Source organism: Nonomuraea sp. NPDC050202 (assembly GCF_040656115.1).
In the GTDB taxonomy this organism is placed as follows: domain Bacteria; phylum Actinomycetota; class Actinomycetes; order Streptosporangiales; family Streptosporangiaceae; genus Nonomuraea.
The window spans coordinates 454,486-478,499 of record NZ_JBFALF010000001.1; the positions used below are offsets into that span (position 1 = coordinate 454,486).

At 72.1% G+C, this 24,014-nt stretch carries 19 protein-coding genes; 18 read left to right on the top strand and 1 reads right to left on the bottom strand.

The features are described 5' to 3' along the window. Positions 1-9: 9 nt before the first annotated feature. Complete coding sequence (locus AB0I79_RS02330) at positions 10-981, bottom strand: MoxR family ATPase (RefSeq protein WP_357866003.1); 972 nt, start codon at positions 979-981, stop codon at positions 10-12. Positions 982-1,453: 472 nt separating this feature from the next. Between AB0I79_RS02330 and mraZ the strand changes: the two genes are divergently transcribed. The 18 genes from mraZ (at position 1,454) to AB0I79_RS02420 (ending at position 23,495) form a co-directional block, all read left to right on the top strand. Then, positions 1,454-1,885: a division/cell wall cluster transcriptional repressor MraZ gene (mraZ, locus tag AB0I79_RS02335; RefSeq protein ID WP_185106715.1), complete on the top strand. Its 432-nt coding sequence runs from the start codon at positions 1,454-1,456 to the stop codon at positions 1,883-1,885. A 222-nt stretch (positions 1,886-2,107) separates the two neighbouring features. Further along, positions 2,108-3,073, top strand: a complete 966-nt coding sequence (gene rsmH / locus AB0I79_RS02340; RefSeq protein ID WP_357866005.1) for a 16S rRNA (cytosine(1402)-N(4))-methyltransferase RsmH — start codon at positions 2,108-2,110, stop codon at positions 3,071-3,073. Beyond that, positions 3,063-3,908 carry a hypothetical protein gene (locus AB0I79_RS02345; protein WP_357866006.1) on the top strand — a complete coding sequence of 282 codons (846 nt, stop codon included), beginning with the start codon at positions 3,063-3,065 and terminating at the stop codon, positions 3,906-3,908. Before rsmH ends, AB0I79_RS02345 begins: the two co-directional genes overlap by 11 nt. Next, positions 3,905-6,499, top strand: a complete 2,595-nt coding sequence (locus tag AB0I79_RS02350; protein ID WP_357866007.1) for a penicillin-binding transpeptidase domain-containing protein — start codon at positions 3,905-3,907, stop codon at positions 6,497-6,499. The genes AB0I79_RS02345 and AB0I79_RS02350 overlap by 4 nt, the downstream gene beginning before the upstream one ends. Before the next feature lie 40 nt (positions 6,500-6,539). After that, positions 6,540-8,069 carry a UDP-N-acetylmuramoyl-L-alanyl-D-glutamate--2,6-diaminopimelate ligase gene (locus tag AB0I79_RS02355; RefSeq protein ID WP_357866009.1) on the top strand — a complete coding sequence of 510 codons (1,530 nt, stop codon included), beginning with the start codon at positions 6,540-6,542 and terminating at the stop codon, positions 8,067-8,069. After that, positions 8,069-9,571, top strand: a complete 1,503-nt coding sequence (gene murF / locus AB0I79_RS02360; RefSeq protein ID WP_357866010.1) for a UDP-N-acetylmuramoyl-tripeptide--D-alanyl-D-alanine ligase — start codon at positions 8,069-8,071, stop codon at positions 9,569-9,571. Before AB0I79_RS02355 ends, murF begins: the two co-directional genes overlap by 1 nt. Next, positions 9,568-10,623, top strand: coding sequence for a phospho-N-acetylmuramoyl-pentapeptide-transferase (mraY, locus tag AB0I79_RS02365; protein WP_357866012.1), 1,056 nt, complete (start codon positions 9,568-9,570; stop codon positions 10,621-10,623). The genes murF and mraY overlap by 4 nt, the downstream gene beginning before the upstream one ends. Then, entirely contained in the window at positions 10,623-11,999 is a 1,377-nt protein-coding gene (murD, locus tag AB0I79_RS02370; RefSeq protein WP_357866014.1) for a UDP-N-acetylmuramoyl-L-alanine--D-glutamate ligase, read from the top strand. Before mraY ends, murD begins: the two co-directional genes overlap by 1 nt. Continuing rightward, complete coding sequence (gene ftsW, locus AB0I79_RS02375) at positions 11,983-13,272, top strand: putative lipid II flippase FtsW (RefSeq protein ID WP_357866015.1); 1,290 nt, start codon at positions 11,983-11,985, stop codon at positions 13,270-13,272. The genes murD and ftsW overlap by 17 nt, the downstream gene beginning before the upstream one ends. Before the next feature lie 12 nt (positions 13,273-13,284). Beyond that, a complete protein-coding gene (gene murG / locus AB0I79_RS02380) occupies positions 13,285-14,361 on the top strand; it encodes an undecaprenyldiphospho-muramoylpentapeptide beta-N-acetylglucosaminyltransferase (RefSeq protein WP_357866016.1) in 1,077 nt (358 codons plus the stop codon). Continuing rightward, positions 14,358-15,755, top strand: coding sequence for a UDP-N-acetylmuramate--L-alanine ligase (gene murC, locus AB0I79_RS02385; protein WP_357866017.1), 1,398 nt, complete (start codon positions 14,358-14,360; stop codon positions 15,753-15,755). Before murG ends, murC begins: the two co-directional genes overlap by 4 nt. A gap of 183 nt (positions 15,756-15,938) precedes the next feature. Further along, positions 15,939-16,607: an FtsQ-type POTRA domain-containing protein gene (locus tag AB0I79_RS02390; protein WP_357866018.1), complete on the top strand. Its 669-nt coding sequence runs from the start codon at positions 15,939-15,941 to the stop codon at positions 16,605-16,607. Between the two features lie 336 nt (positions 16,608-16,943). Next, positions 16,944-18,449 carry a cell division protein FtsZ gene (gene ftsZ, locus AB0I79_RS02395; RefSeq protein ID WP_357866019.1) on the top strand — a complete coding sequence of 502 codons (1,506 nt, stop codon included), beginning with the start codon at positions 16,944-16,946 and terminating at the stop codon, positions 18,447-18,449. A gap of 111 nt (positions 18,450-18,560) precedes the next feature. After that, a complete protein-coding gene (locus AB0I79_RS02400) occupies positions 18,561-19,253 on the top strand; it encodes a YggS family pyridoxal phosphate-dependent enzyme (RefSeq protein ID WP_357866021.1) in 693 nt (230 codons plus the stop codon). A gap of 138 nt (positions 19,254-19,391) precedes the next feature. Further along, positions 19,392-19,892, top strand: a complete 501-nt coding sequence (gene sepF / locus AB0I79_RS02405; protein ID WP_253746886.1) for a cell division protein SepF — start codon at positions 19,392-19,394, stop codon at positions 19,890-19,892. 80 nt (positions 19,893-19,972) lie between these two features. Further along, positions 19,973-20,260, top strand: a complete 288-nt coding sequence (locus AB0I79_RS02410; protein WP_080041054.1) for a YggT family protein — start codon at positions 19,973-19,975, stop codon at positions 20,258-20,260. A 104-nt stretch (positions 20,261-20,364) separates the two neighbouring features. Beyond that, positions 20,365-21,243, top strand: coding sequence for a DivIVA domain-containing protein (locus AB0I79_RS02415; protein WP_148434854.1), 879 nt, complete (start codon positions 20,365-20,367; stop codon positions 21,241-21,243). Between the two features lie 77 nt (positions 21,244-21,320). Continuing rightward, positions 21,321-23,495 carry a hypothetical protein gene (locus AB0I79_RS02420; protein WP_357866023.1) on the top strand — a complete coding sequence of 725 codons (2,175 nt, stop codon included), beginning with the start codon at positions 21,321-21,323 and terminating at the stop codon, positions 23,493-23,495. Positions 23,496-24,014 lie beyond the last annotated feature (519 nt).

Sequence of the window (24,014 nt, forward strand, 5' to 3'; positions counted from 1 at the left end):
GGGGATCCATCAGCGGGTCTCCGGCACCGGAACGCGCCTGATCAGATCGGTCACCACCTGCTCCGGCAGGCGGCGCTGCCCCTGGGCCTCGACGCTGGGCAGCAGGCGGTGCGCCAGCACGGGGATGGCCAGGTCCTGCAGGTCGTCGGGGATGACGTAGTCGCGTCCGGCCAGCGCCGCGTGTGCCCGCGCGGCGCGTACGAGCTGCAGCGTGGACCGGGGGGAGGCGCCCAGCCGCAGGTCGGGGGAATGACGGGTGGCCACGACGAGGTCGATGGCGTACTTCTTGACCGCCTGGGAGACGTAGACGCCGCGTACGGCCTCGATCAGCGCGCGCACCTCGGCGGTCGTCGCCACCGGTTCGAGCTTGTCGAGCGGCGAGGTGCCCCCGTGCACGTCGAGCATCTCCAGCTCGGCGGTCGGCTCGGGGTAGCCCATCGCGACGCGCGCGGTGAAGCGGTCGCGCTGCGCCTCGGGCAGGGGATAGGTGCCCTCCATCTCGATCGGGTTCTGGGTGGCGATCACCATGAACGGCGCGTCGAGCTGGTACGTGTGCCCGTCCACCGTCACCTGGTGCTCCTCCATGCACTCCAGCAACGCCGACTGCGTCTTGGGAGAGGCACGGTTGATCTCGTCGCCCACCACGATGTTGGCGAAGACGGGCCCCGGCTTGAACTCGAACTCTCTGGTCTGCTGGTTGTAGGCGCTCACTCCGGTGATGTCGCTGGGCAGCAGGTCGGGGGTGAACTGGACCCGGCGCACAGGACAGTCGATGGAGCGGGCGAGCGCCTTGGCGAGCATCGTCTTGCCGACACCCGGCACGTCCTCGATCAGGAGGTGGCCCTCCGCGAGCAAGACGGTCAGCGTGAGGCGGACGGCATCGCTCTTGCCCTCGATCACCGATTCGATGGCCAGCCGAATCCGGTGGGCTGTGGAGACCAGCTCGTCGAGCTGGGGAGGGACGTCATGGGTTACTGCCACCAGGCCTCCATGAGAAGTGCGACGGCTGTCCCGGTACGGTGCCTTTGCGGGAGCCATGCCATTCCTTTTCCATTGTCTGTACGACCCTACGACGCTGCGGGTTCTTGAGCGACATTTGCGGATATTCCAGCGAACACCGGCAAAGTTCCTGTTCTTGTGGCATGGCAGTGCCAATCCAGTGACACAGCGGACCCCGCGGAGCGCCCCACTTTCCACCACCCGGCGACTCCCCGGCCCCTCCAGGTCCTATTTCCACGGGCTTTCGAACCCTCGACACGCCCATGAGGGTTGACCCCCCGCGCCCCGCCCCCCACCCCACTCCATCGCTCTGACCTGCGGTAACGCAACGGAAACTGATGATGAAGACGGTTCGAATCAGTTGACGGTGGGGAGAAGTGGAGTATGGTGGTGCGCAGTGGAGGGCCCGGTGCACCAGCGCTGAGCGCTTCACGAGGCACGGGAGGTGGGGCCGGTGTTCCTCGGCACCCATCAACCGCGTCTGGACGACAAGGGACGGCTGTTCCTGCCGGCTAAGTACCGTGAGGAGCTGGCGGAGGGTCTTGTGATCACCAAAGGCCAGGAGCGATGCCTCTACGTGTTTCCCGTGGAGGAGTTCCAGCGCATAACCGAGGCTCTCAGCACCGCCCCGGTCACCGCCAAGGCGGTGCGTGACTACAGCCGCGTCTTCTTCGCCAGCGCGTCCGACGAGAAACCAGACAAGCAAGGGCGCATCACGATCCCGCAGAGCCTCCGCCAGTACGCGGGGCTGGAACGTGACTGCGTCGTCATCGGGGCCAACACCCGGCTGGAGATCTGGGACGCACAGGCCTGGGACACCTATCTCAGCGCGCAGGAGCAGGCGTTTTCCGAGCTGTCGGAGGAGGTGCTGCCAGGGATCTTGTAGTGACCACGGTCGATCCGTCGGTGATGTCGTTCGGCGAGGTCTCCACCCGCAACCACTGTCCGCCAGCTGATGCACCTTCCCCGGTGTCAGATGGCGGGCGTCCACGAAGAGGGTGCGGATGGGGACCTGGCCGGGCGGCTCCGGGTGGGGACCCAGGGAAGGACCGGCGAACGATCGATGAACGCGTCATCCGCGAGCAAGGACGCGAGAGGGGGGTTGGAGATGAGTGACGACGTCGGCACGGGCGGTCACGTTCCGGTGCTGCTCGAGCGCGTTCTGGAGCTGCTGGGCCCCGCGCTCTCGGTGCCCGATCCGGTCGTCGTCGATGCCAACCTCGGCCTCGGTGGCCACTCGGAGGCCCTGCTCGCCGCCCACCCAGGGCTGCATCTGATCGGGATCGACCGCGACCCCTTCGCCATCGACTTCTCCACGCGCAGGCTCAGCCCGTACGCGGACAGGATCACCCTGGTCCACGCCTCCTCCGAGGACCTGGCGGACGTGCTCGCCCGCACGGGCCGCACCGCGATCAACGGGGCGCTGTTCGACCTGGGCGTCTCCTCGCCCCAGCTCGACGAGGCCGAGCGCGGGTTCGCCTACTCCTACGACGCGCCGCTCGACATGCGCATGGACACCTCGCAGGAGCTGACGGCCGAGCAGGTGGTCAACACCTACAGCGCCGCGGAGCTGACGCGCATCCTGCGCGACTACGGCGAGGAGAGATTCGCCCCGCGTGTCGCGGGGCTGATCATCAAGGAACGGGCCAAAGAGGCAATAACGTCTACGAAGCGGCTGGCGGACATCGTCCGAGAGGCGATCCCCGCCGCGACCCGGCGCACCGGGGGCAACCCGGCCAAACGGACTTTCCAGGCGCTGCGCATCGAGGTGAACGCGGAGCTGTCCGCCCTGGAGGCGGCGCTCCCTGCGGCCCTCGACGCGCTGGTGCTCGGCGGGAGAGTCGTCGTGCTCTCCTACCACTCACTCGAGGACCGGCTCACCAAGCAGGCCCTCACGGCGCGAACCAGGGACACCAGTCCTCCCGGGCTGCCCGTCCCGCTACCGGCTCACCAGCCGAGGTTCCGCCTGTTGACGAGGGGAGCGGAGCTCCCAAGCGACGAAGAGCTCGCCCGCAACCCGCGGGCGGCCTCGGCCCGGCTACGGGCGGCAGAGAGGATCCGTGTTGACGACTGAGCAGGAGACCGGCAAGGGTTCGCCCGGCCGCCGCGCCGTGCCCAAGACGGGCACGCGCCGCTCGGCGACGGGGCACCAGCCCAAACCGCGTCCCCGTCCCGACACGCGGCACGAGCCAGAGGCCAAGCGCTCGGCCGCCGAACGGGCCCGCGCCGAGGCCGCCGGCAGGCGGCCGGCCGACGAGCGCGCGCGGGCCGAGGCTGACGGCACGGCGCCCGCCACCGGCCGCGCGCGCGGCGCCGCCGGTGCTCGTGAGGCCGCTGGGCGGGTGCGCGGTGCCACCGTTCGCGAGACGGCTGGGCGGGTGCGTGAGGCCGCCGGCCGGGTGCGCGGTGCCGCCGTTCGTGAGACGGGTGAGCGGGTGCGTGAGGCCGCCGGTGGCGAGGCGCCGGCCGCTGAGCGGGCGCGGGGCACGGGCCGCGGGACACCGGTCGTCGAGCGGGTGCGTGACCAGGCCGCCGCCAAGCGGCCGGTCGGCGGGCGCTCGCGTGCCGAGGCGGCCGCGGGCCGTCCCGCGGCGCGGCGCGGTCCCGCGCGCCGGCAGCGGGCGCCGTTCGTGCTGCTCGTCGTCGGGCTGCTCTGCGGCGGCCTGGTGAGCCTGCTGCTGCTCAACACCATGCTCGCCCAGGACGCCATCACCGACGCCACCCTGCGCAAGCAGATCGCCGAGGCGCGGCTGCAGAACGAGCAGATCGACCAGGAGTACCAGCGCAAGACCCAGCCCGGAGTCATCGCCGACCTGGCCGAGAAGCAGGGCTACGGCCGCAACTGGGACGAGGTCGACAGCTGGAGCAGCGCCGGCGACCAGGCGAACCGGGTGGACACGGAGCGGTGAGGGATTCAGGCGGCAGGGGGCAGGGTCCCGGCCGCGGCGCTGGCGGCGCCGGCTCTCAGGGAGGGCCAGGCGCCGCTCGTCGTACGCCGGGAGGTCCGGGGCGGGCGGGGCGCCAGGGCGGCGCCTCCCGTTCTGACGGGGGCCGTTCTGACGGGGCGGCCCGTCCGGCGTCGCCGGAGAACCCGCCGCGACGCCCGCGCGACCCTCTCGACCTGCCGTTCGGACGTGACACGTTCGGGCGCGACGACGGCCGCGACGACGGCCGCGACCGGCCGGGGCGGGACTCCGGCGACAACGCGCGCGGCCGGGCAGGGCGTGACCCCGGCGAGGAGGCGCGCGGCCGCTCCCGGCAGGAGCCTGCGGACGACGCCCGCGGCCGCTCGCGGCAGCCCGACGGCGAACGTCCCCGCACCCGGGACGACGGCGCCCGCGGCCGCTCGCGCCCGGAGGCCGGGGACGATACCCGCAGGAGGCCCCGCGACGGTGAGCGCCCGAGAGGGCGCGACGAGGGCGACCCCCCGCGCGGGCGCGGCGCCCAGGGGCGCGAGGACACCGACCGGCCCAGGGGGCGCGGCCCCCGGGGTGCTGAGGACGACGAGCGGCTCAGGGGCCGCGTGCAGGGGCGGGACGAGCGTTCTCGCGGTCGCGCGGGCGACCGGCCCGCGGCGTCCGGGGGCGCCGGTTCCGGAGGCGCCGCGGCCCGCGGGGCGGGCGCGCGGCGTGAGGCAGGGCCGCAGCGCCGTGCCCAGCCGGGGAGCTCCCGGCCGGAGGCGCGCGAGCGGGTGACCCGGCGCGGCGGGGACGTGCCGCCGCCCAGAGGCCCGCGCAGGCCGCCGCCCAGGCCGCCGCGCCCGCCGCTGGTGCTGCGGCTGGGCAGCCCGCGCAGGCGGATCAACTTCGGCCTGATCGGCATGACGTTCATCCTGTCGATCTTCGCCGGGCGGCTGATCCAGATGCAGGGCCTCGACTCCAAGGTGTACGAGGCCGCCGCGGCCGACCAGCGCCGGCACACCGAGACGATCCCGGCCAAGCGCGGCTCGATCACCGACGTCAACGGCCACGACCTGGCCGTCACCGTCGAGGCCCGCGAGGTGTCGATCGACCCCTCCAAGGTGCCGGCCGACGTGCGCGCGAAGATCGCCAAGGTCCTGGCCCAGCAGCTCGGCAAGGACGAGCAGGAGATCGTCGCCAAGCTGGCCAGGACCGGCACCCACTACCAGCTCCTGGCCAGGGACGTCGATCCCGTCGTGGCCACGCGGCTGCTGCAGGCGCGCGTGCCCGCGCTGTCGACGAAGAAGACCTACAAGCGGCTGTACCCGGCGGGCGACCTGGCGGGCAGCCTGATCGGGTTCGTCGGCGACGAGGGCAACGGCCTGGGCGGCATGGAGCAGGCCAGGAACTCGCTGCTGGCCGGGCGTGACGGCGAGCAGCGCGTCGAGACCGGCCGCGACGGCCAGCGCATCCCGATGACCAGCAGCCAGCGCACCGCCCCCGTCGACGGCCAGGACGTGCGGCTGACCATCGACCGCGACATCCAGTGGGCCGCCCAGAAGTCGATCGGCGAGCAGGTGCAGAAGTCCGGGGCCGACAGCGGCACCGTGATCGTCATGGACGTGCAGACGGCCCAGATCGTCGCCATGGCCAACGCCCCCGAGCTCGACCTGAACAACTGGCGCAAGGCCCCCGAGTCCAGATACGTCAACAAGGCCGCCGCGGACGTGTTCGAGCCGGGCAGCACCAACAAGGTGATCACCGCCGCCGCCGCGCTGGAGGCCAAGGCGGTGACGCCCGACACGGTCTACCAGGTGCCCGACCGGATCAGGTGCGCCGACCAGGTGCTGCGCGACGCCCACGCGCACAAGGTGGAGGCGCTGACGTTCCGCCAGGCGATGGCCCAGTCCAGTAACGTGGCCACGGTCATGGCGGCGCGCAAGGTCGGCAGCCAGAAGCTGTACGAGATGCTGAAGGCGTTCGGGTTCGGCTCCACGCCGGGCGGCGGCGTGCCCAGCGCGGAGGCGGGCCTGCTGCCCGACTACCGCAAGTGGTCGGGCAGCCAGAGCTGCACGGTCGCCTACGGGCAGGGCGTTTCCGTGACGGCGCTGCAGATGGCGAGCGTCTACCAGACCATCGCCAACGGCGGCGTGAAGATCGAGCCGCAGATCGTGGCGGGCACGACGGACGCCACGGGCAGGTTCGTCCCGGCTCCTGCTGGTAAGCAGACCAGAGTGGTGAGCGAGACGACGGCCAAGGAGATCACGACCATGCTGGAGAGCGCGGTGGGCGAGGAGGGCACGGGCCAGCTCGCGGCCATCGACGGCTACCGGGTGGCGGGCAAGACGGGCACGGCCAACCGGTACGACGCCGAGCTCGGCCGCTACGACGGTTACACCGCCTCGTTCGTCGGGTTCGCCCCGGCCGACAAGCCGCGGCTGGTGGTGCTGTCGGTGCTGCAGAACCCGAAGAAGGGCCACTTCGGCGGGCAGTTGGCGGCCCCCGTGTTCAAGGATGTGATGACGTTCGCCATCAAGAGCAAGAAGATTCCTGCCACAGGCTCCGCCGCGCCGACGGTGCGTACGCGCGCCGGACAGTGACCAGGGAAGGTACGCTCTCGCCGTGCGTCCCCCGTCGTCTATGCGTCCCACGACCAGCCCGCCTCGCCCGCTGACCGGGCTCGCGACCATGCTCGACGCCGATTCGGGCACTGCGCGGTCGCCTCATGCCGCGCTGACCGGCGTCACCATCGACAGCCGCAACGTCCACCGCGGCGATCTGTACGTAGCGCTGCCCGGCAACCGGGTCCACGGCGCCACGTTCGCCGCCGACGCGATGGCCGGCGGCGCCGTGGCCGTGCTCACGGACCGGGCGGGCCGCGACGCGGCCGTGGCCACCGGCCTGCCGGTGCTCATCGTGCCCGACCCGCGCGCCCTGCTCGGGCAGATCTCCTCCTGGGTGTACGGGCAGCCGGCCCACGACATCCAGGTCCTCGGCGTCACGGGCACCAGCGGCAAGTCCACCACCACGTTCATGCTGGAGGCGGGCCTGCGGGCCGCCGGGCACCGGGCCGGCCTGGTGGGCGGCGTCGAGATCCACGCGGGAGACCTGCGCTTCCAGCCCACGCTGACCACGCCGGAGGCCAGCGACCTGCACGGCCTGTTCGCGCTGATGCGCGAGGAGGGCGTCACCGCGGCCGCCATGGAGGTCTCCAGCCACGCGCTCGCGCTCGGCAGGGTCGACGGCATCTACTACGACGTCGCCCTGTTCACGAACCTGTCGCAGGACCACCTCGACTTCCACAAGGACTTCGAGGACTACTTCGCGACCAAGGTGAAGCTGTTCCAGCCGGAGCTGAGCCGCGCCGGGGTGACCAACCTCGACGACCGCTACGGACGCGAGCTGCTCGACCTGGCGAAGGTGCCGATGACCACGTTCTCGGCGCTGGGCGACCCGGAGGCCGAGTGGCGGGCGGTGGACGCCAGGCTCGGCTCCGACGGCAGCGTCTTCCGGGTGGTCGGGCCCGGCGGCGTCGAGGCCGACGCGAGCGTCGCGCTGCCCGGCCCGTTCAACGTGGCCAACGCGCTCGGCGCCATCGTCACGCTCGTCGAGGCCGGGGTGCCGCTGCACACGGCCGTGCACGGCGTCGGCACGCTGAGCGGGGTTCCGGGGCGCATGCAGCGCGTCACGGGCGCCCAGGACGACTTCCAGGCCGTCGTGGACTACTCGCACAAGCCGGGGGCCGTCGAGTCGGTGCTGCGCTCGCTGCGTACGGTCACGGAGGGCACGCTGACGATCGTGCTCGGCTGCGGCGGCGACCGCGACAAGGGCAAACGGCCCGTCATGGGCCAGATCTCCGCCGAGCTGGCGGATGTGGCCATTTTCACGAGCGACAATCCTCGCTCGGAGGATCCGCTGGCCATCCTCGCGACGATGATGGAGGGAGCGCTCCGCGTTCCGCAGCACGACCGCGCTCATGTGATCATTGAGCCCGACCGCGCGGCCGCCATCGGCCTGGCGATCGCCCGGGCCGGGCGCGGCGACGTGATCGTCGTAGCAGGCAAGGGTCACGAGCAGGGCCAGTACGTTTCAGGCGAGGTGATCCCCTTCGACGACCGCGAAGTGGTCGCCGGAGCGATCGACGCACGCAAGGAAAGCAGGAAGCACTAATGATCCCGTTGCCGCTGGCCAGGATCGCCGAGATAACCTCGGGCGCCCTGTCGGGCATGGCCGATCCCCGCGCGGTGGTGCGCGGGCCCGTCGTGATCGACTCGCGGGCCGTAGAACCGGGATCCCTGTTCGTCGCCATCAAGGGCGCGCGGGTCGACGGTCACGACTACGCCGCGCACGCCATCCGGGCCGGAGCCGTCGCCGTGCTGGCCACCAGGCCGGTCGAGGCGCCCGCGGTGATCGTGCCCGACGCCGCCGCCGCGCTGGCAGAGCTGGCCGCGGCGCAGGTCCGTACGCTGTCGAACGTCACCGTCATCGGCGTGACCGGCTCGGCCGGCAAGACCAGCACCAAGGACCTGCTGGCCCGGCTCACCGCCAGGGTCGGCGCCACCATCGCGCCTCAGGGCAGCTTCAACAACGAGCTCGGCCACCCGCTGACCGTGCTGCGCGCCGACCTCGACACCCGGTTCATGGTGCTGGAGCTGGCCGCGCGCAACATCGGCCACATCAAGGAGCTGACCCGCATCGCGCCGCCGCAGATCGGCGTGGTGCTCAACGTCGGCACCGCGCACCTCGGCGTGTTCGGCGGCAAGGAGGCCATCGCCAAGGCCAAGGGGGAGCTGGTCGAGTCGCTGCCGCGCTCGGGCGTGGCGGTGCTCAACGCCGACGACCCGCTGGTGCGCGGCATGGCCACGCGCACCGAGGCGCGGGTCACCTACTTCGGGCGCGGCGAGTCGGCGTCGATCAGGGCCGAGGGGGTCGTGGTGGACGCGCGCGGGCGCGCCTCGTTCACGCTGCGCACCCCGTCCGGGGCCGCGCGCGTGTCGCTGCAGCTGTACGGGGAGCACGCGGTCGAGAACGCGCTCGCCGCGGCGGCGGCCGGGTACGAGCTCGGCCTGCCGGTGGCCACGATCGCCGAGGAGCTGTCGGAGGCCACCGCGCGCAGCCGGTGGCGGATGGAGGTCACCGACCGGGGCGACGGGGTCACCGTGGTCAACGACGCGTACAACGCCAACCCCGACTCCATGAAGGCCGCCTTCTCGGCGTTCGAGGTGCTGGGGAAGGGACGGCGGCGCTTCGCGGTCATCGCGGCGCTGCGGGAGCTGGGCGAGGACGGGCCCGCGCTCAACGCCGAGCTCGGCCGGCTGGCCGGCGGGGCGGGGCTCGCGGGGCTCATCGTCGCCGGGCCGGACGCCGAGCCGGTCCTGGCGGGCGCCCACGCCGCCGCCCAGGCGAGCGCTCCGCAGGCGCCCACGGGGCCCGCGCAGCCGCCCGCCGGGCCCGCGCAGGTGCCGCCCGGCGCGGCCTCGGGGGCGCCCGCGTACCAGGGGCAGCCCGGTCACGGGCAGCCGGTGCGGATCGTGCACGTGCCCGACGCCGAGGCGGCGGCGGCGCAGCTGGCCGCGTGGCTGCGGCCCGGTGACGCCGTGCTGATCAAGGGACCGAGGGCGATGGGTCTGGAGCGGACGGCCGAGCTCGTGCTCGGAGGTGCCACCCAGTGATCAACATCGTCATCGCCGGCGCGGTGGGACTGGTCCTGTCGATGCTCGGCACCCCCCTGGCGATCAGGCTGTTCTCGAGGCGCGGCATCGGCCAGAACGTCCGCGAGGAGGGCGTGCAGGCCCACCTCGGCAAGAAGGGCACGCCCACGATGGGCGGCATCGTGTTCGTGCTGGCCGCGCTGCTCGCCTACGGAGCCTCCCACCTGGCCACGCTGGAGCCCCCGACCGTGTCGGGCATGCTGGTGCTCTTCCTGATGACCGGGCTGGGCGCGGTCGGCTTCCTCGACGACTTCATCAAGATCTACAAGCAGCGCAGCCTCGGCCTGCGCAGCGGCGCCAAGGCGCTCGGCCAGCTCATCGTCGGCGCCGTCTTCGCCGTCCTGGTGACCCGCCAGCCGAACGTCTACGGCATCACCCCCGCCGAGACCCGCGTGTCGTTCCTGCGCGACATCGGCCCGTCGATCGGCATCGTCGGGTTCACCATCTGGGTGCTCATCATGATCGTCGGGTTCTCCAACGCGGTGAACCTCACCGACGGTCTCGACGGCCTGGCCAGCGGCGCGACCGGCGCCGTGCTGGCCGCGTACGTGCTGATCGGCAACTGGCAGCTGCGCAACAACTGCATCGACCAGCTCGGCCCCAACTGCTACTGGGTACGGGACCCGCTCGACCTGTCCGTGGTGGCCGCCGCCGTGCTCGGGGCGCTGATCGGGTTCCTGTGGTGGAACGCGCCGCCCGCCCGCATCTTCATGGGCGACACCGGCTCGCTGGCCCTGGGCGGCGTGCTGGCCGGGCTGGCCATCGCCACCCGCACCCAGCTCCTGCTCATCATCCTCGCCGGTCTGTGCGTGATCATCACGCTGTCGGTCATCATCCAGGTCGGGTCCTTCAAGATGACCGGCAAACGCGTGTTCAGAATGGCCCCCCTGCAGCATCACTTCGAGCTCAAGGGCTGGGCCGAGACCACGATCGTGGTCCGCTTCTGGCTGATCGCGATCCTGTGCGCGGCGCTCGGGCTCGGGCTGTTCTACGTGGAGTGGATGCCCAAGTAATGAGTTACACCTGTGTGGCCGGGCTCGGAGTGTCCGGCACCGCCGTCGCCAGGGTGCTGGCCGCGCGCGGCGAGCGGGTCGTGGTCGTCGAGGCCACGGAGGGCGAGCGGCAGCTCGCCGCCGCGGCCGAGCTCGCCCGGCTCGGCGTGGAGACCCGGTTCGGCGAGATGGCGCTGCCCGAAGGGGTGACACGGGTGGTCACCACCGGGTGGGCGCCGCACCATCCGCTGATCGCCGCCGCGCTGAGCGCCGGGGTCGAGGTCGTCGGCGAGGTGGAGCTGGCCTGGCGGCTGCGGCCCGCGCAGGCCGCGCCCTGGCTGGCGCTCACCGGCACCAACGGCAAGACCACCGCGGTGCGCATGCTCACCGCCATCCTGCAGGCCGACGGCCGCAAGGCGCTGGCCGTGGGGAACGTGGGCGTGCCCGTCGTGCAGGCCGTCGCGGAGCCGTACGACGTGCTGGCCGTCGAGCTGTCCAGTTTCCAGCTCCACTGGTCCGGCACGCTGGCCCCGCACGCGGCGGCCATCCTGAACGTGGCGCCCGATCACCTCGACTGGCACGGGTCCATGGAGGCGTACGCCGCCGCCAAGGGCCGCATCTACGAGCGGGCCGGCACCGTGATCTTCAACGCCGACGACCCCGAGGCCGCCCGGCTGGCCGCCCCGTACCCCGGCGCCGTCGGGTTCACGCTGCGCGTGCCCAGGCGGGGCGAGATCGGCGTGGTGGAGGACCTGCTGGTGGACCGGGCGTTCGTGGCCGACCCGGTCGAGGCGGCCGAGGAGCTGGCGACGCTGGAGGACATCCGTCCCTTCGCGCCGCACAACGTGGCCAACGCGCTGGCCGCCGCCGCCCTGGCCCGCTCGCTCGGCGTGCCGTCCGAGGCCGTACGCCAGGGGCTGCGCGACTTCGTGCCCGACCCGCACCGGCTGGCCCACGTGGACCGGATCGGCGAGGTCGACTACATCGACGACTCCAAGGCCACCAACCCGCACGCCGCAGCGGCGGCGCTGGCGTCGTACCCGTCGGTGGTGTGGGTGGCGGGCGGGCTGCTCAAGGGCGCCGACGTCGACGACCTGGTGCGCCAGGCCGCCCCCAGGCTGCGCGGTGCGGTGCTGCTGGGCGCCGATCGTGCCAGGATCGCCGAAGCCATTGCGCGACACGCGCCGAATGTCCCCCTCGTGGACATCCCCGATCGGGACACTGGTGCGATGGAAAAAGTCGTCACCGAAGCCGCGCGGCTGGCCTCCCCTGGGGACACCGTGCTGCTCTCCCCGGCGGGGGCTTCCCTCGACATGTTCGCGAACTATCCGGCGCGGGGGGAGGCCTTCGCGCGTGCCGTACGTGAACTGAAGCAGCGACATGAGCACGAGCGCTGAGGAACGGGTCCGGCCGCCCGCCCCCGCCCGTGAGGGCCCGCAGGGCTGGGCGCGCGAGCAGCTCGGCGTGCTGAAGGAGCTGCTCGACCGGCCGCTGACCACCTACTACCTGATCATCATGTGCAGCGCGCTGCTGCTCGCGCTCGGGCTGATGATGGTGCTGTCGGCCTCCAGCATCGAGGCGCTGCAGAAGACCGGCAGCCCGTTCTCGTGGTTCATCAAGCAGTCGCTGTCGGCCGCGATCGGCGTGCCCGTCATGTACGTGTGCTCGCGCCTGCCCGTCAAGTTCTTCCGCTGGGCCGGCTACCCGCTGATGGCGCTGTCGATCATCGCGCTGGTGATGGTGCTGTTCATCGGCTCCTCGGAGCTGGGCGCGCAGCGGTGGATCTACATCGGCCCGCTGACCATCCAGCCGTCCGAGCCGGCCAAGCTGGGGCTCGTCCTGTGGGGCGCCGACCTGCTGGCCAGGCGGGCGCGGCAGGGCCGCATCGAGTGGCGGCAGATGCTGATCCCGCTCATGCCCGGCACCGCGATCCTGGCCGTCATGGTCATGCTCGGCCGCGACCTGGGCACCACGCTGGTGCTGTTCATGATCTTCCTGTCGCTGCTGTGGGTGGTGGGGGCGCCGGTCAAGCTGTTCGGCGGCATCATGGCGCTGGCGGTGCTGGCCGCGGTCATCATGATCAAGGTGGAGCCGTACCGGATGGCGCGCATCGGCGCCTTCCTCGACCCGTGGGCCGACGCGCAGGGCGCCGGCTACCAGGCCGTGCAGGGGCAGATCGCGATGGGCTCCGGGAGCTGGTTCGGGCTGGGCCTGGGCAGCAGCCGGCAGAAGTGGAGCTGGCTGCCGCACGGCGAGAGCGACTTCATCTTCGCCATCGTCGGCGAGGAGCTCGGGCTGATGGGCACGCTGATGGTGGTGGCGCTGTTCGGGCTGCTCGGTTACGCGGGGCTGCGCGTGGCCGTCCGCGTCAACGACGCCTTCATCAGGCTCTCCGCCGCCGCCATGGTGGCCTGGATCGTCGGGCAGGCGACCGTCAACATGGGTGCCGTGCTCGGCGTGCTGCCGATCACCGGCATCCCCCTCCCTCTGGTCTCGTACGGCGGCTCAGCGCTGCTGCCCACGCTCGCCGCGCTCGGCATGCTGCTGTCGTTCGCCAAGCGCGAGCCAGGCGCGCGTGAGGCCTTGGCGGCTCGTGGCCCCGGACCGGCCGCCCGGGCCCTAAGCTGGCTTGGCCTGGGGGGTACGTCCAGAGGCCGAGCGACACGTTAGGGAGTGACCGAGATGAGGGTGGTCCTCGCCGGTGGGGGGACAGCCGGGCACATCGAGCCCGCGCTCGCCCTTGCGGACGCGCTGCGTCATCTTGACGGGAGCGTCGGTATCACCTGCGTGGGCACGGAGCGCGGCTTGGAGACGCGGCTCGTGCCTGCCAGAGGCTACGAGCTGGAGCTGGTGCCGGCCGTGCCGCTGCCCAGGGCGATCACTCCGAGCCTGCTCACCGTGCCCGGCAGGCTGGCCGGGGCGATCAACGCCACCATGGGCATACTCGACCGGGTCAAGGCCGACGTCCTGGTCGGTTTCGGCGGTTACGTGGCGACCCCCGCCTACCTGGCGGCCAAGCGGCGCGGCGTGCCGATCGTCGTGCACGAGGCCAACCCGCGCCCCGGCCTGGCCAACCGGCTGGGCGCGCGGCTGACCGACCACGTGTTCAGCGGCTTCCCCGACGCGGCGCTGCCCAAGGCCGAGTACATCGGCACGCCGCTGCGGCGCGACATCGTCACGCTCGACCGGCTGTCCACGGGTGACAAGGCGCGCTCGTGGTTCGGGCTGGAGAACGACCGGCCGACGCTGCTGGTGTTCGGCGGCTCGCAGGGCGCCAGGTCGATCAACGAGGCCGCGCTCGCCGCCGCCCCCGTGCTGCGCCGGGCGGGCGTGCAGGTGCTGCACGTGCTGGGCCCGAAGAACACCGTCGAGCACGAGCCGCCGCCCGGCGACCCACAGTACGTCCTGCTGCCCTACATCGACCGCATGGACCTCGCCTACGCCGCCGCCGACCTGGCCCTGTGCCGCAGCGGCGCGCTGACCTGCGCGGAGCTGACCGCGGTGGGGCTGCCCGCCGCGTACGTGCCGCTGCCGTACGGCAACGGCGAGCAGCGCATCAACGCCGAGCGCATCGCCGCGGGCGGCGGCGGCCTCATGGTCGACGACGCCGAGTTGTCACCCGAATGGATCATCCACAACGTGCTGCCCATCCTCCACGACCCGGAGCGGGTCGCCGTCATGTCGGAGGCCGCCTCCAGACTGGGGAGGAAGGACGCCGATATCATGCTTGCCAGGAAAGTGTTGGAGATAGCCCGATGAGTCTCGTGAAGCTGGTCGATCCCGTGTCCGTCGAAGAGCTGGGGCGGGTGCACTTCATCGGCATCGGCGGCGCCGGGATGTCGGGCATCGCCCGCATCCTGCTCAAGCGCGGCGTGCGGGTGACGGGCAGCGACGCGCGCAGCTCCGAGCAGATCACCGAGCTGCGCGAGCTGGGCGCCACCGTGCACATCGGGCACGCCGCCTCCCACATCAGGGAGGTCGACACCGTGGTCGTCTCCACCGCCATCCGCGACTCCAACCCCGAGCTGGGCGAGGCGCTCAAGCAGGGGCTGCGGATCATCCCGCGGGCCGCCGCCCTGGCCTCCGTCATGGCCGGGCGCACCGCGGTCGCCATCGCCGGCACCCACGGCAAGACCACCACCACCTCGATGCTCACCGTGGCGCTGCAGAAGTGCGGCGCCGACCCGTCCTACTGCGTGGGCGGCCAGCTCGTCACCACCGGGCTCGGCGCCGACGACGGGCAGGGGCGGGTGTTCGTGGCCGAGGCCGACGAGAGCGACGGCTCCTTCCTCATGCTCGCCCCCGACATCGCCGTGGTGACCAACGTCGAGGCCGACCACCTCGACAACTACGGCGACCCGCGGGCCGTGCACGACAGCTTCGCCCGCTTCGCCGAGCGGGTCGGCTCGCTGCTCATCGTCTGCGCCGACGACCCCGGCGCGGCGGAGCTGGCGCGGCGGGCCAGGGAGCGGGGGCTGCGCGTGCGGACGTACGGCGCCGAGGGCGACGACTACCGCGTGTCCGGCGTCAGGCCCGACGGCTTCGGCACCGTCTTCACCATCGAGGGCAGGGGCGAGGTCCGGCTGGCCGTTCCCGGGGCTCACAACGCGCTCAACGCCACCGCGGTGATCGCCGTGGCCGACGAGCTGGGGCTCCCGTTCGAGGAGATCAGGGAGGGCCTGGGGGCCTTCACCGGGGCCAAGCGGCGCTTCGAGGCCAAGGGCGAGGCCGGGGGCATCGCCGTGTTCGACAGCTACGCCCACCACCCGACCGAGCTGACCGCCGACCTGCGGGCCGCCAGGGACGTCGTGGCGTCCTACTCCGGCACCGGGCGGGTGATCGCGATCTTCCAGCCGCACCTGTACTCGCGGACCCGGTTCTTCGCCGACGAGTTCGGCATGGCTCTGGGGCTGGCCGACGAGGCCATCGTGCTCGACGTCTACGGGGCCAGGGAGGATCCGGAGCCCGGGGTGTCGGGGGCCATGGTGGCGGGGCGGGTGCCGCTGCCGCCGGAGCGGGTGGCGTACGCGCCGGACCGGTCCGCGGTGCCGGGGATGGTCGCCGAGCGGGCGCGGCCCGGTGACATCGTGCTGACGATGGGGGCCGGTGACGTGACGGAGCTGGGGCCGCAGATCGTGGCCCGCCTGTCCTGACGGAGGCCGGCCCGCGCCGCGCGGCCGCGGGCTGTGCCGTGCCGCCCGCACCTGCCCGCCGCCCATCCGGGCGCCACTCGCCAGGCCCTTGCCCGAAGGGCGTTTGGGCGTGGCGTGCGGGTGCCGGGCCGCGCGTCGGCGTAGGTTCGGTGCCGACATGAGCCGCGTGTTGGTAGGAGGGCGATGAAGGCACGCACGGCGTTCCTGGTGCTGCTGACGGCAGGGGTGGTGGGATCGGCCGCGTGGCTGGTGTTCTTCTCGCCCGTGCTGGGAGTGCGTTCGATCGAGATCGTGGGAAATCTCACAGTCCCCAGCGAGCGGATCGAGCAGCAGGCCGGCGTGGCGGACCTGCATCCCCTCGCCACCGTGAACCTCGCCGACGTCCAGACGCGCGTCCTGGGCATCAGACAGCTCGCCTCGGCCAAGGTCGACCGGGTCTGGCCCGGCACCCTCAAGATCGAGGTGGTGGAGCGCCAGCCGGTCGCCGCCGTCCCGGTGGGCGACAAGGTGGCGATCGTCGACGGGCAGGGCGTGGTGATCGAGCTGAAGCCGGCCGCCCCGCCCATGCTGCCGCTGCTCAAGGTGGACCGCCCGCAGCAGGGCGACCCGACCATGATGGCCGCGCTCAAGGTCATCGAGGCGGTGCCCGACGAGGTGGCGGCCAAGGTCAGGCAGGTACGCGCGGGCACGGCCGAAGGCGTGACGCTGGTGCTGTCGGACGGCCGTACCGTCATCTGGGGCGGCCCGGACCGGCCCGAGGAGAAGGGCCGCATCCTGAGCTCGCTGCTCAAACGCGAAAGGTCGGTCACCCTGTACGACGTCAGCTCGCCCGACGTGGTGACGCTGAAGTGATCGTGATCGTCAGGGTCTGGCAACTCAGGGGCAAGGGCATCGCCGAGCCTGTGCGAGGCGGGGGCCGCGGCGTGAGAGCCTGTAAGCCGGACTTTCGGCGAAGGAGGGCCGCCACCAGGCGCGACTGCGGAGCGAACCGGACAGCCCGCGACACGCCGGACGTGCTTGCGGCGCGGTTAGTTGACCCGCCTGGAGCGTAACTCCTACTGTCCGTATCAATCCTCAGGTTGACATAAATCTAAATCTCAACCTGAGGTTGAGAGTTACCCGAACTGACAAAAAGCGGAGACAATCCGCACCGAAATGGCAAGTCAACGAGCGGAAAGGCCCCTCGTCGTGGCAGCACCGCAGAACTACCTCGCGGTCATCAAGGTCGTCGGCATCGGCGGCGGCGGAGTCAACGCCGTCAACCGGATGATCGAGGAGGGACTCAAGGGCGTCGAGTTCATCGCGATAAACACCGACGCCCAGGCGCTGCTGATGAGTGACGCCGATGTGAAACTCGACGTGGGCCGAGAGCTCACGCGCGGACTGGGCGCGGGCGCCAACCCCGACGTCGGACGCAAGGCCGCCGAGGACCACCGTGAGGAGATCGAGGAGGTCCTCAAGGGGGCCGACATGGTCTTCGTCACGGCGGGCGAGGGCGGCGGCACGGGCACGGGCGGCGCTCCCGTCGTGGCCAACATCGCCAGATCGCTCGGCGCGCTCACCATCGGTGTCGTGACCCGGCCGTTCAGCTTCGAGGGACGGCGCAGGGCGTCGCAGGCGGAAGCGGGCATCGAGACGCTGCGCGACGAGGTCGACACGCTGATCGTGATCCCCAACGACCGGCTGCTGTCGATCTCGGATCGGCAGGTGAGCGTGCTCGACGCGTTCAAGGCCGCCGACCAGGTGCTGCTGTCGGGTGTCCAGGGCATCACCGACCTGATCACCACCCCCGGTCTGATCAACCTCGACTTCGCCGACGTGAAGTCGGTCATGTCGGGCGCCGGCTCGGCCCTCATGGGCATCGGCCACGCGCGCGGCGACGACCGCTCCGTGGCGGCGGCCGAGATGGCCGTCTCCAGCCCGCTGCTGGAGGCCAGCATCGACGGCGCCCACGGCGTGCTGCTGTCGATCGCGGGCGGCTCCGACCTCGGCCTGTTCGAGATCAACGAGGCGGCCCAGCTCGTCTCCATGGCCGCCGCGCCCGACGCGAACATCATCTTCGGCACAGTCATCGACGACGCGCTCGGCGACGAGGTGCGCGTGACCGTGATCGCCGCCGGCTTCGACGACGTGCCGGGGCCGGCCGAGAAGCAGGTGCCGCGCCCGGTGGGCCGCGCGCCCGCACCGCCGCCCGCCGCGGCTCCTGTCTCGCCTCCGCGGCCGAGCGCGGCCGCCCCGAGCGTGAAGTCGGAGCCGCCCGCGCCGCGCCCTGAGATGCGCCCTGAGCCCCGCCCGGAGCCGCGTGTGGAGTTCAGGCCCGAGCCGCGCCCCGAGCCCCGTCCCGAGCCGCGTGCGGAGTTCAGGCCCGAGCCGCGTGCGGAGTTCAGGCCCGAGCCGCCCCGGCCCGAGCCGGTGCGCCCGGTCGAGCCGGTGCGCGAAGCGGTGCGGGAGGTCCCCAGGGAGGCCGTGCGGGAGACGGCGCGGGAGACGGTGCGCGACTCCGTGCGCGACACCGGGTCCGGCGACGACGCCGCGGACGAGCCGTCCGGTCCCGTCTCGATCCCTCGGCCCACGCCCGAGCCCGCCAACCCGCCCACGCCCATCACCTCCCGCATGTCGGAGCCCCCCAAACGTCCTCGAGTGATCTTCGAGGAGCAGGAAGAGGAACTCGACGTTCCCGACTTCCTCAAATAGCCGTCAAGTAGCCGCGCCTGACGCCGCTCCCCCCAGGGACACGGGAGCGGCGCCGTCGTGCGTACGGGGTGCCGGCGAGGACACCTGGAGTGAGGGGGAGGGGGAAGGCACGTGAGAAGGGACGAGATCGCGGCCGGTCTCGCCGAGGTCGACGCGCGCATCGCCGAGGCGTGCCACGCGGTGGGGCGCGACCGGGGCGAGGTCACGCTGATCGCCGTCACCAAGACGCGTCCGGCCGAGGACGTGCGCATCCTGTCGGAGCTGGGCGTGCGCGACGTCGGCGAGAACCGCGACCAGGAGGCCGCCGCCAAGGCGCACGAGCTCGCCGGACTCCCGCTCACCTGGCACTTCGTCGGCCAGTTGCAGACCAACAAGGTCCGCTCCGTGGTCGGGTACGCCGACGTGATCCACTCCGTCGACCGCGTCAGGCTGGTGGAGGCGGTCAGCAAGGAGGCCGTGCGCCAGGGCCGCAGGGTCGGCTGCCTGGTGCAGGTCTCGCTCGACGACGACCCGGCCAGGGGCGGCGTGCCCCCCGCCGGCCTGCTGGAGCTGGCCGACGAGATCGCGCTGGCCGAGGGGGTGTGGCTGGGCGGGGTCATGGCGGTCGCGCCGCTGGGCGAGGAACCGGCCAAGGCGTTCGCCCGGCTGCGCGACCTGGCGCTCCGCCTCCAGGAGCAGCACCCGCGCGCCACCATGATCTCGGCCGGGATGAGCGAGGACCTCAAGGAGGCCATCGCCTACGGCGCGACACACGTGCGGGTCGGTACGGCGTTGCTCGGTCGTCGCAAGCCCTTCGTCAGGTAATGTCCCCTCAAGTGGGTCTTCAGGCCCATGACCAAGTAGAGGTCGATCAGCGGTGAGCTCCAAGGGGGTACGGCTACCGCCTCGGACACGGCGACGGGCCCGAGCGAGTGCGACCATGAGCAGGAGGACGACGTAGCGATGGCCGGCGCGATGCGCAAGATGGCGGTCTACCTCGGTCTCGTGGAGGACGACCGCTACGAGAGGTACGAGACCTACACCGACGACTACACCTACGACGACGAGGTGCAGCGGCCCGGCGAGGAGCGTGCCGTGGCGGTCCAGGAGCGCGAGGACGAGCCCGACGCCGGGGCCCCCGCACCGAGGCCCACCACGACGATCCTGGAACGCCGCACGACCGATCTGGCCCGCATCACCACCCTGCACCCCCGCACGTACAACGAGGCCCGCACCATCGGCGAGCACTTCCGCGACGGCACCCCGGTCATCATGAACCTGACCGAGATGGTTGACAGTGACGCCAAGCGGCTCGTTGATTTCGCGGCAGGTCTGGTCTTTGGCCTACACGGCAGCATTGAACGTGTTACCAACAAGGTGTTCCTGTTGTCCCCTGCCAATGTCGAGGTGACCGCCGAGGACAAGGCTCGAATCGCGGAACGCGGGTTCTTCAATCAGAGTTAGAGTCTCTGTATGCCTATCGGACCCAACCTGGTCTCGCCGAGGCCGGGAGGGCACATCAGAAGTGGAGGCGCGGCCGGGCCGTGGAGATCATCGGTGGGATCTTGGTCGTTGTCCTGTCTCTCTATCTGGTGCTGCTCATCGGCAGGATGATCTTTGAGACGGTTCAGGCTTTCGCCCGCCAGTGGCGGCCTTCCGGTGTCGTGCTGGTGCTGGCTGAGGCCACATACACCGCAACTGACCCACCCCTCAAGTTCCTCCGCCGTTTCATTCCTCCGCTCCGGTTGGGTACGGTGGCCTTTGACCTAAGCTTCACTGTCCTGTTCATCGTGGTCCTGATCTTGATCCAGATCGCCGGAACGCTGCGATGATGGGGCCGGTGGGGCGCCGGTCGTGATCCAACTCGTGTCCGCGCTGAGGTGATTCGGGTTACCGTCCTCCGGACAGACTCCAAGCGCGCCAAGGAGACCAAAAAATGCCGCTGACGCCCGCTGATGTGCGGAACAAGCAGTTCAGTACCACCCGGCTGCGGCCGGGCTACGACGAGGAAGAGGTCGACGCCTTCCTCGACGAGGTGGAAGCTGAGCTCGACCGCCTGATCCAAGAGAACGAGGAGCTCCGCGCCAAGCTGGCCGAGTGCCTGCGCGGGAAGGTGCCGGGCGGCATGAACATGCCCATGGCCTCCGCCCCTGTCCAGGAGCAGCCCAAGCCCGAGATGATGGCGCCGCCGCAGCCGGAGCCCATGCGGGCCCCCGAGCCGCCGCCGATGCAGCAGCAGCCGCCGGTCCCCGTGGCGATGAGCATGCCTCCCGCCGAGGACAACATGGACACCGCGGCCCGCGTGCTCGCGCTCGCCCAGCAGACCGCCGACCAGGCGATCTCCGACGCCCGCCGCGAGGCGGACGAGACGGTCACCCGCGCCCGCCGCGAGGCCGACGAGATCCTCACCAAGGCCCGCCGCCAGGCCGAGCAGGTCATCGGCGACGCCCGCGCCCGCGCCGAGACGCTCGAGCGCGACGCGCAGGAGCGTCACCGCCAGGCCATGGGCTCGCTGGTGCAGACCCGTGACGAGCTCGAGCGCAAGGTCGAGGAGCTGCGCAGCTTCGAGCGCGAATACCGCAGCCGCCTCAAGCTCTACCTGGAGAACCAGCTCGCCGAGCTCAACGTCTCCGCCGAGGGCAGCGGTGGTTTCCCGGTGATGTCCGGTGGTCCGCAGGGTCAGGCTCCCGCCATGTCGCACGCCGTGCCTCAGGGTGGACAGCAGCCTCTTCCCGGTGGTCCGAGCCCGTTCGGTGGCGAGGCTCCGCAGGGCGCCTTCCCCGGCGGTGACGGTCCGCACAACGACCGCCGGTAAAGTAGCGGGTCACTAGGACCTGACACTCGAAAGAGCCCCCTGTGATCCTTATCAGTGCTGGTTTGGTGCTCGCGGCAGTGGTTCTGCTGATCGCGGGCTTCGTACTGGCGAAGCCGTTCCTGATCATGTGGTCCATCGTGGTCAGCGTGCTGTCCGCGCTGTTCCTGGTGATCGGGGCGTTCCTGCGGCGCAACGAGCTTTTTCCCGGAGGTGGGCAGGCCGCTGCGCCGGCCACCCCCCCGAAGGGGCTCATGCCGTCCGCGCCGCCGTACAACCAGACCGGTCCGATGGTTCACCCGCAGCACACGCAGCCGCGGCAGCCTCCGCAGGCGCATCCCCAGGCGCCGCCGCAGCGTACGGCGACCGCACCGGGCCCCGCTCCGCGCAGGCCCGCGCCGGGCGGCATCGCGCCGGATGCGATCGTGCTGGTGATCCCCGGGCGCAAGCGCTACCACGTGCCCGGCTGCAGGCAGCTGATCGGCCGGGATCACGAGGAGCTCACCTACGAAGAGGCGCGCGAGGAGGGCTTCACGCCCTGCACGGCGTGCCTGCCGGACGCAGCGCTCGGCGGACGGCAGCTACCGCCTGCCGCCGACCCCGAGCCCGCCGTCACCCCCGGCCCCGCCGCCGACGTTCCCACGGCGAGCCGGGCCGAGAACTCCGCGGAGACCCGCGACGTACGTCCGCCGGTCGCCCCGCCGAAGCCCGACACGAAGGCTTCCACCCCCAGCCCGGAGCCTGCCGCCTCCCACGAGGAGGAAGGCGCAACCGGGTGGTTCGGCCGTTCCCCTGCCGCCCCCGCGGGCCAGGCCAAGGCCGCCTCGTCCGCCGCCCCCGAGCCCGGCTCGGATGACGAGCAGGCGGACGACTCACAGACTTCCTACTTCCGGCCGCCGCCCTTCGCGCGCCAGGCCGGCCCCTCCTCCGGCGAGCCCCGTCCGGGCCCGGACGAGCCTTCCTCCGACGAGACGGAGACGTCACCGGGCAACCCCAGACCGGTGGGCAAGCCCCCGCGGCCTGCCACCACCGGCAGCCCCGAGCAGCCGGGCGGGCCGGGCACGAAGCCTGGAGCCGGGCGGCCGGGTGCGAAGCCCGAAGCCAGGCCCGGGCAGGCCAACGGCACGTCCGAGCGGCCCGGCGCCGGTGCCGGTCAGGCGGGCGGTAGGCCCGGCCGGACGACTGCTTCGCCCGAGCAGCAAGGCGGCAGATCCGGGCAACCCGGCGCCGCGGTACCGCCGCCCGGTGCGGCCGAGCCGGGGCGGGGCGAGCAGCCCGCCAGGCCGGGTGCCGGTGCCGGACGGCCTGGCGAGGCCGCTGACAAGCCCGCGCAGCCCGGGCCCAAGCCGGGGCAGGCGGGCGGCAAGCCGCAGACTTCCGAAGCCAAGACCCAGACGCCCGAGGCCGGACCGCAGACCTCCGAGGCCAAGCCGCAGACATCCGGGGGCAAGCCGGAGAGCGCCGGCGGGAAGCCTCCGACGGCCGGTGACAAGCCCCAGACGTCGGGTGGCAAGCCTCAGACGGCCGGTGGTAAGGGCGGCCAGGCAGGTGGCAGACCCGGGTCGGCCCCTGGTGCCACCGGGTCGGCCTCCGGACCGGCCTCTGGTGCGCCTGGAGCGGCCTCCGGTGCTCCAGGGAAGACGTCAGGCGCGGCGGCCAGGCGGGGTGATGACGATGACGTGTCGGGGTCCGACACGGCGCCGCAGCCGCGTGTGACCGCGTCCGGGATGCCCGTCGAGCCGTCGGGCGGAGCCGCCAAGCGTCCGTCCGGCTCCGCTGAGGAGCCGCCGTCGTCCGGAGAGACCGTGGTCCTGCACGAGCGGCCCGCGTCCTCGGCCGAGTCGACGGCCAAGCCCAAGGGGCCGCTGCCTACCGGTGCTCCGGCCAGGCCGTCGGCCGCCAAGCCCGCGGCCGTCCCGGGGAAGACCACGGCCGAGCGTCCGCCCGCGCCCAAGGCGGGGGTCGCCAAGGGGGAGCCGCCGCGGAACGCGGAGAGCGGCTCCAAGGGCGGCGCGGCCGGTAAGGGCGGTGACGAGCGTGACGAGCCCGGCGAGGGGAGCAGCGGGAGCGGCAAGGGCGAGCGGCCGGACACGGTGAAGGTCATCGTCGGCACCCGCCGCTACCACAGCACCGCCTGCCCGTTGATCCGGGGCGCGGGTGAGACCGGCGTGGAGACGATGACGCTGGCCGCGGCTGAGGCGGCCGGGCTGACGAGCTGCTCGGTGTGCCAGCACGACCGCGAGACGGTCGGCTGAGCGCCGCTCCCCGAACGGCCGGCTGAGCGCCGGTCGTGGGGCGCTCGGCTGAGCGCTCGACGCGAGACGGTCGGCTGAGTGCCGCCAACCGATCACCCTCCTTGGGAACCTTGGCCACGGCCTCCGGCATGATGCTGGAGGCCGTTTTGGCGTGCGAGGGCCGAGACCGGGCGGGGATTCCTCCTGCCAACGCGCCAGAGGGCTTGGCGGGGCGATCGGCCGGCCGGTGTGCCTAGGGCGCTGAGTCCGGTAGGCCTGGTGATACGGGACGTCGCTGGGGTGTGGGGGTGCGACGGTTGGGCGTGTGGGGTGGTGGCGCGGGGGCGCGGCGATCGGGCGTGAGGGTGCGGCGGTCGGGCGTGTGGGGTGGTGGTGCGGGGGTCGGGCGTGTGGGGTGGCGGCGTGGGGTGTGGCGGTGGGCGTGCGGGGTGGGGGTGTGGCGGTCGGCATGCGCGGTTGGGTGCGGGGTGGTGGCGTGGAGTGCGGTGGTTGACGTGCGGGGTGGGGGTCGGTAACGTA

Excerpts from the sequence above, each read along its gene's own strand:
- rsmH (WP_357866005.1), top strand. The coding sequence starts at position 2,108 with ATGAGTGACGACGTCGGCACGGGCGGTCACGTTCCGGTGCTGCTCGAG.
- AB0I79_RS02355 (WP_357866009.1), top strand. The coding sequence starts at position 6,540 with ATGCGTCCCACGACCAGCCCGCCTCGCCCGCTGACCGGGCTCGCGACC.
- murF (WP_357866010.1), top strand. The coding sequence starts at position 8,069 with ATGATCCCGTTGCCGCTGGCCAGGATCGCCGAGATAACCTCGGGCGCC.
- murD (WP_357866014.1), top strand. The coding sequence starts at position 10,623 with ATGAGTTACACCTGTGTGGCCGGGCTCGGAGTGTCCGGCACCGCCGTC.
- ftsW (WP_357866015.1), top strand. The coding sequence starts at position 11,983 with ATGAGCACGAGCGCTGAGGAACGGGTCCGGCCGCCCGCCCCCGCCCGT.
- murG (WP_357866016.1), top strand. The coding sequence starts at position 13,285 with ATGAGGGTGGTCCTCGCCGGTGGGGGGACAGCCGGGCACATCGAGCCC.
- murC (WP_357866017.1), top strand. The coding sequence starts at position 14,358 with ATGAGTCTCGTGAAGCTGGTCGATCCCGTGTCCGTCGAAGAGCTGGGG.
- AB0I79_RS02390 (WP_357866018.1), top strand. The coding sequence starts at position 15,939 with ATGAAGGCACGCACGGCGTTCCTGGTGCTGCTGACGGCAGGGGTGGTG.
- sepF (WP_253746886.1), top strand. The coding sequence starts at position 19,392 with ATGGCCGGCGCGATGCGCAAGATGGCGGTCTACCTCGGTCTCGTGGAG.
- AB0I79_RS02415 (WP_148434854.1), top strand. The coding sequence starts at position 20,365 with ATGCCGCTGACGCCCGCTGATGTGCGGAACAAGCAGTTCAGTACCACC.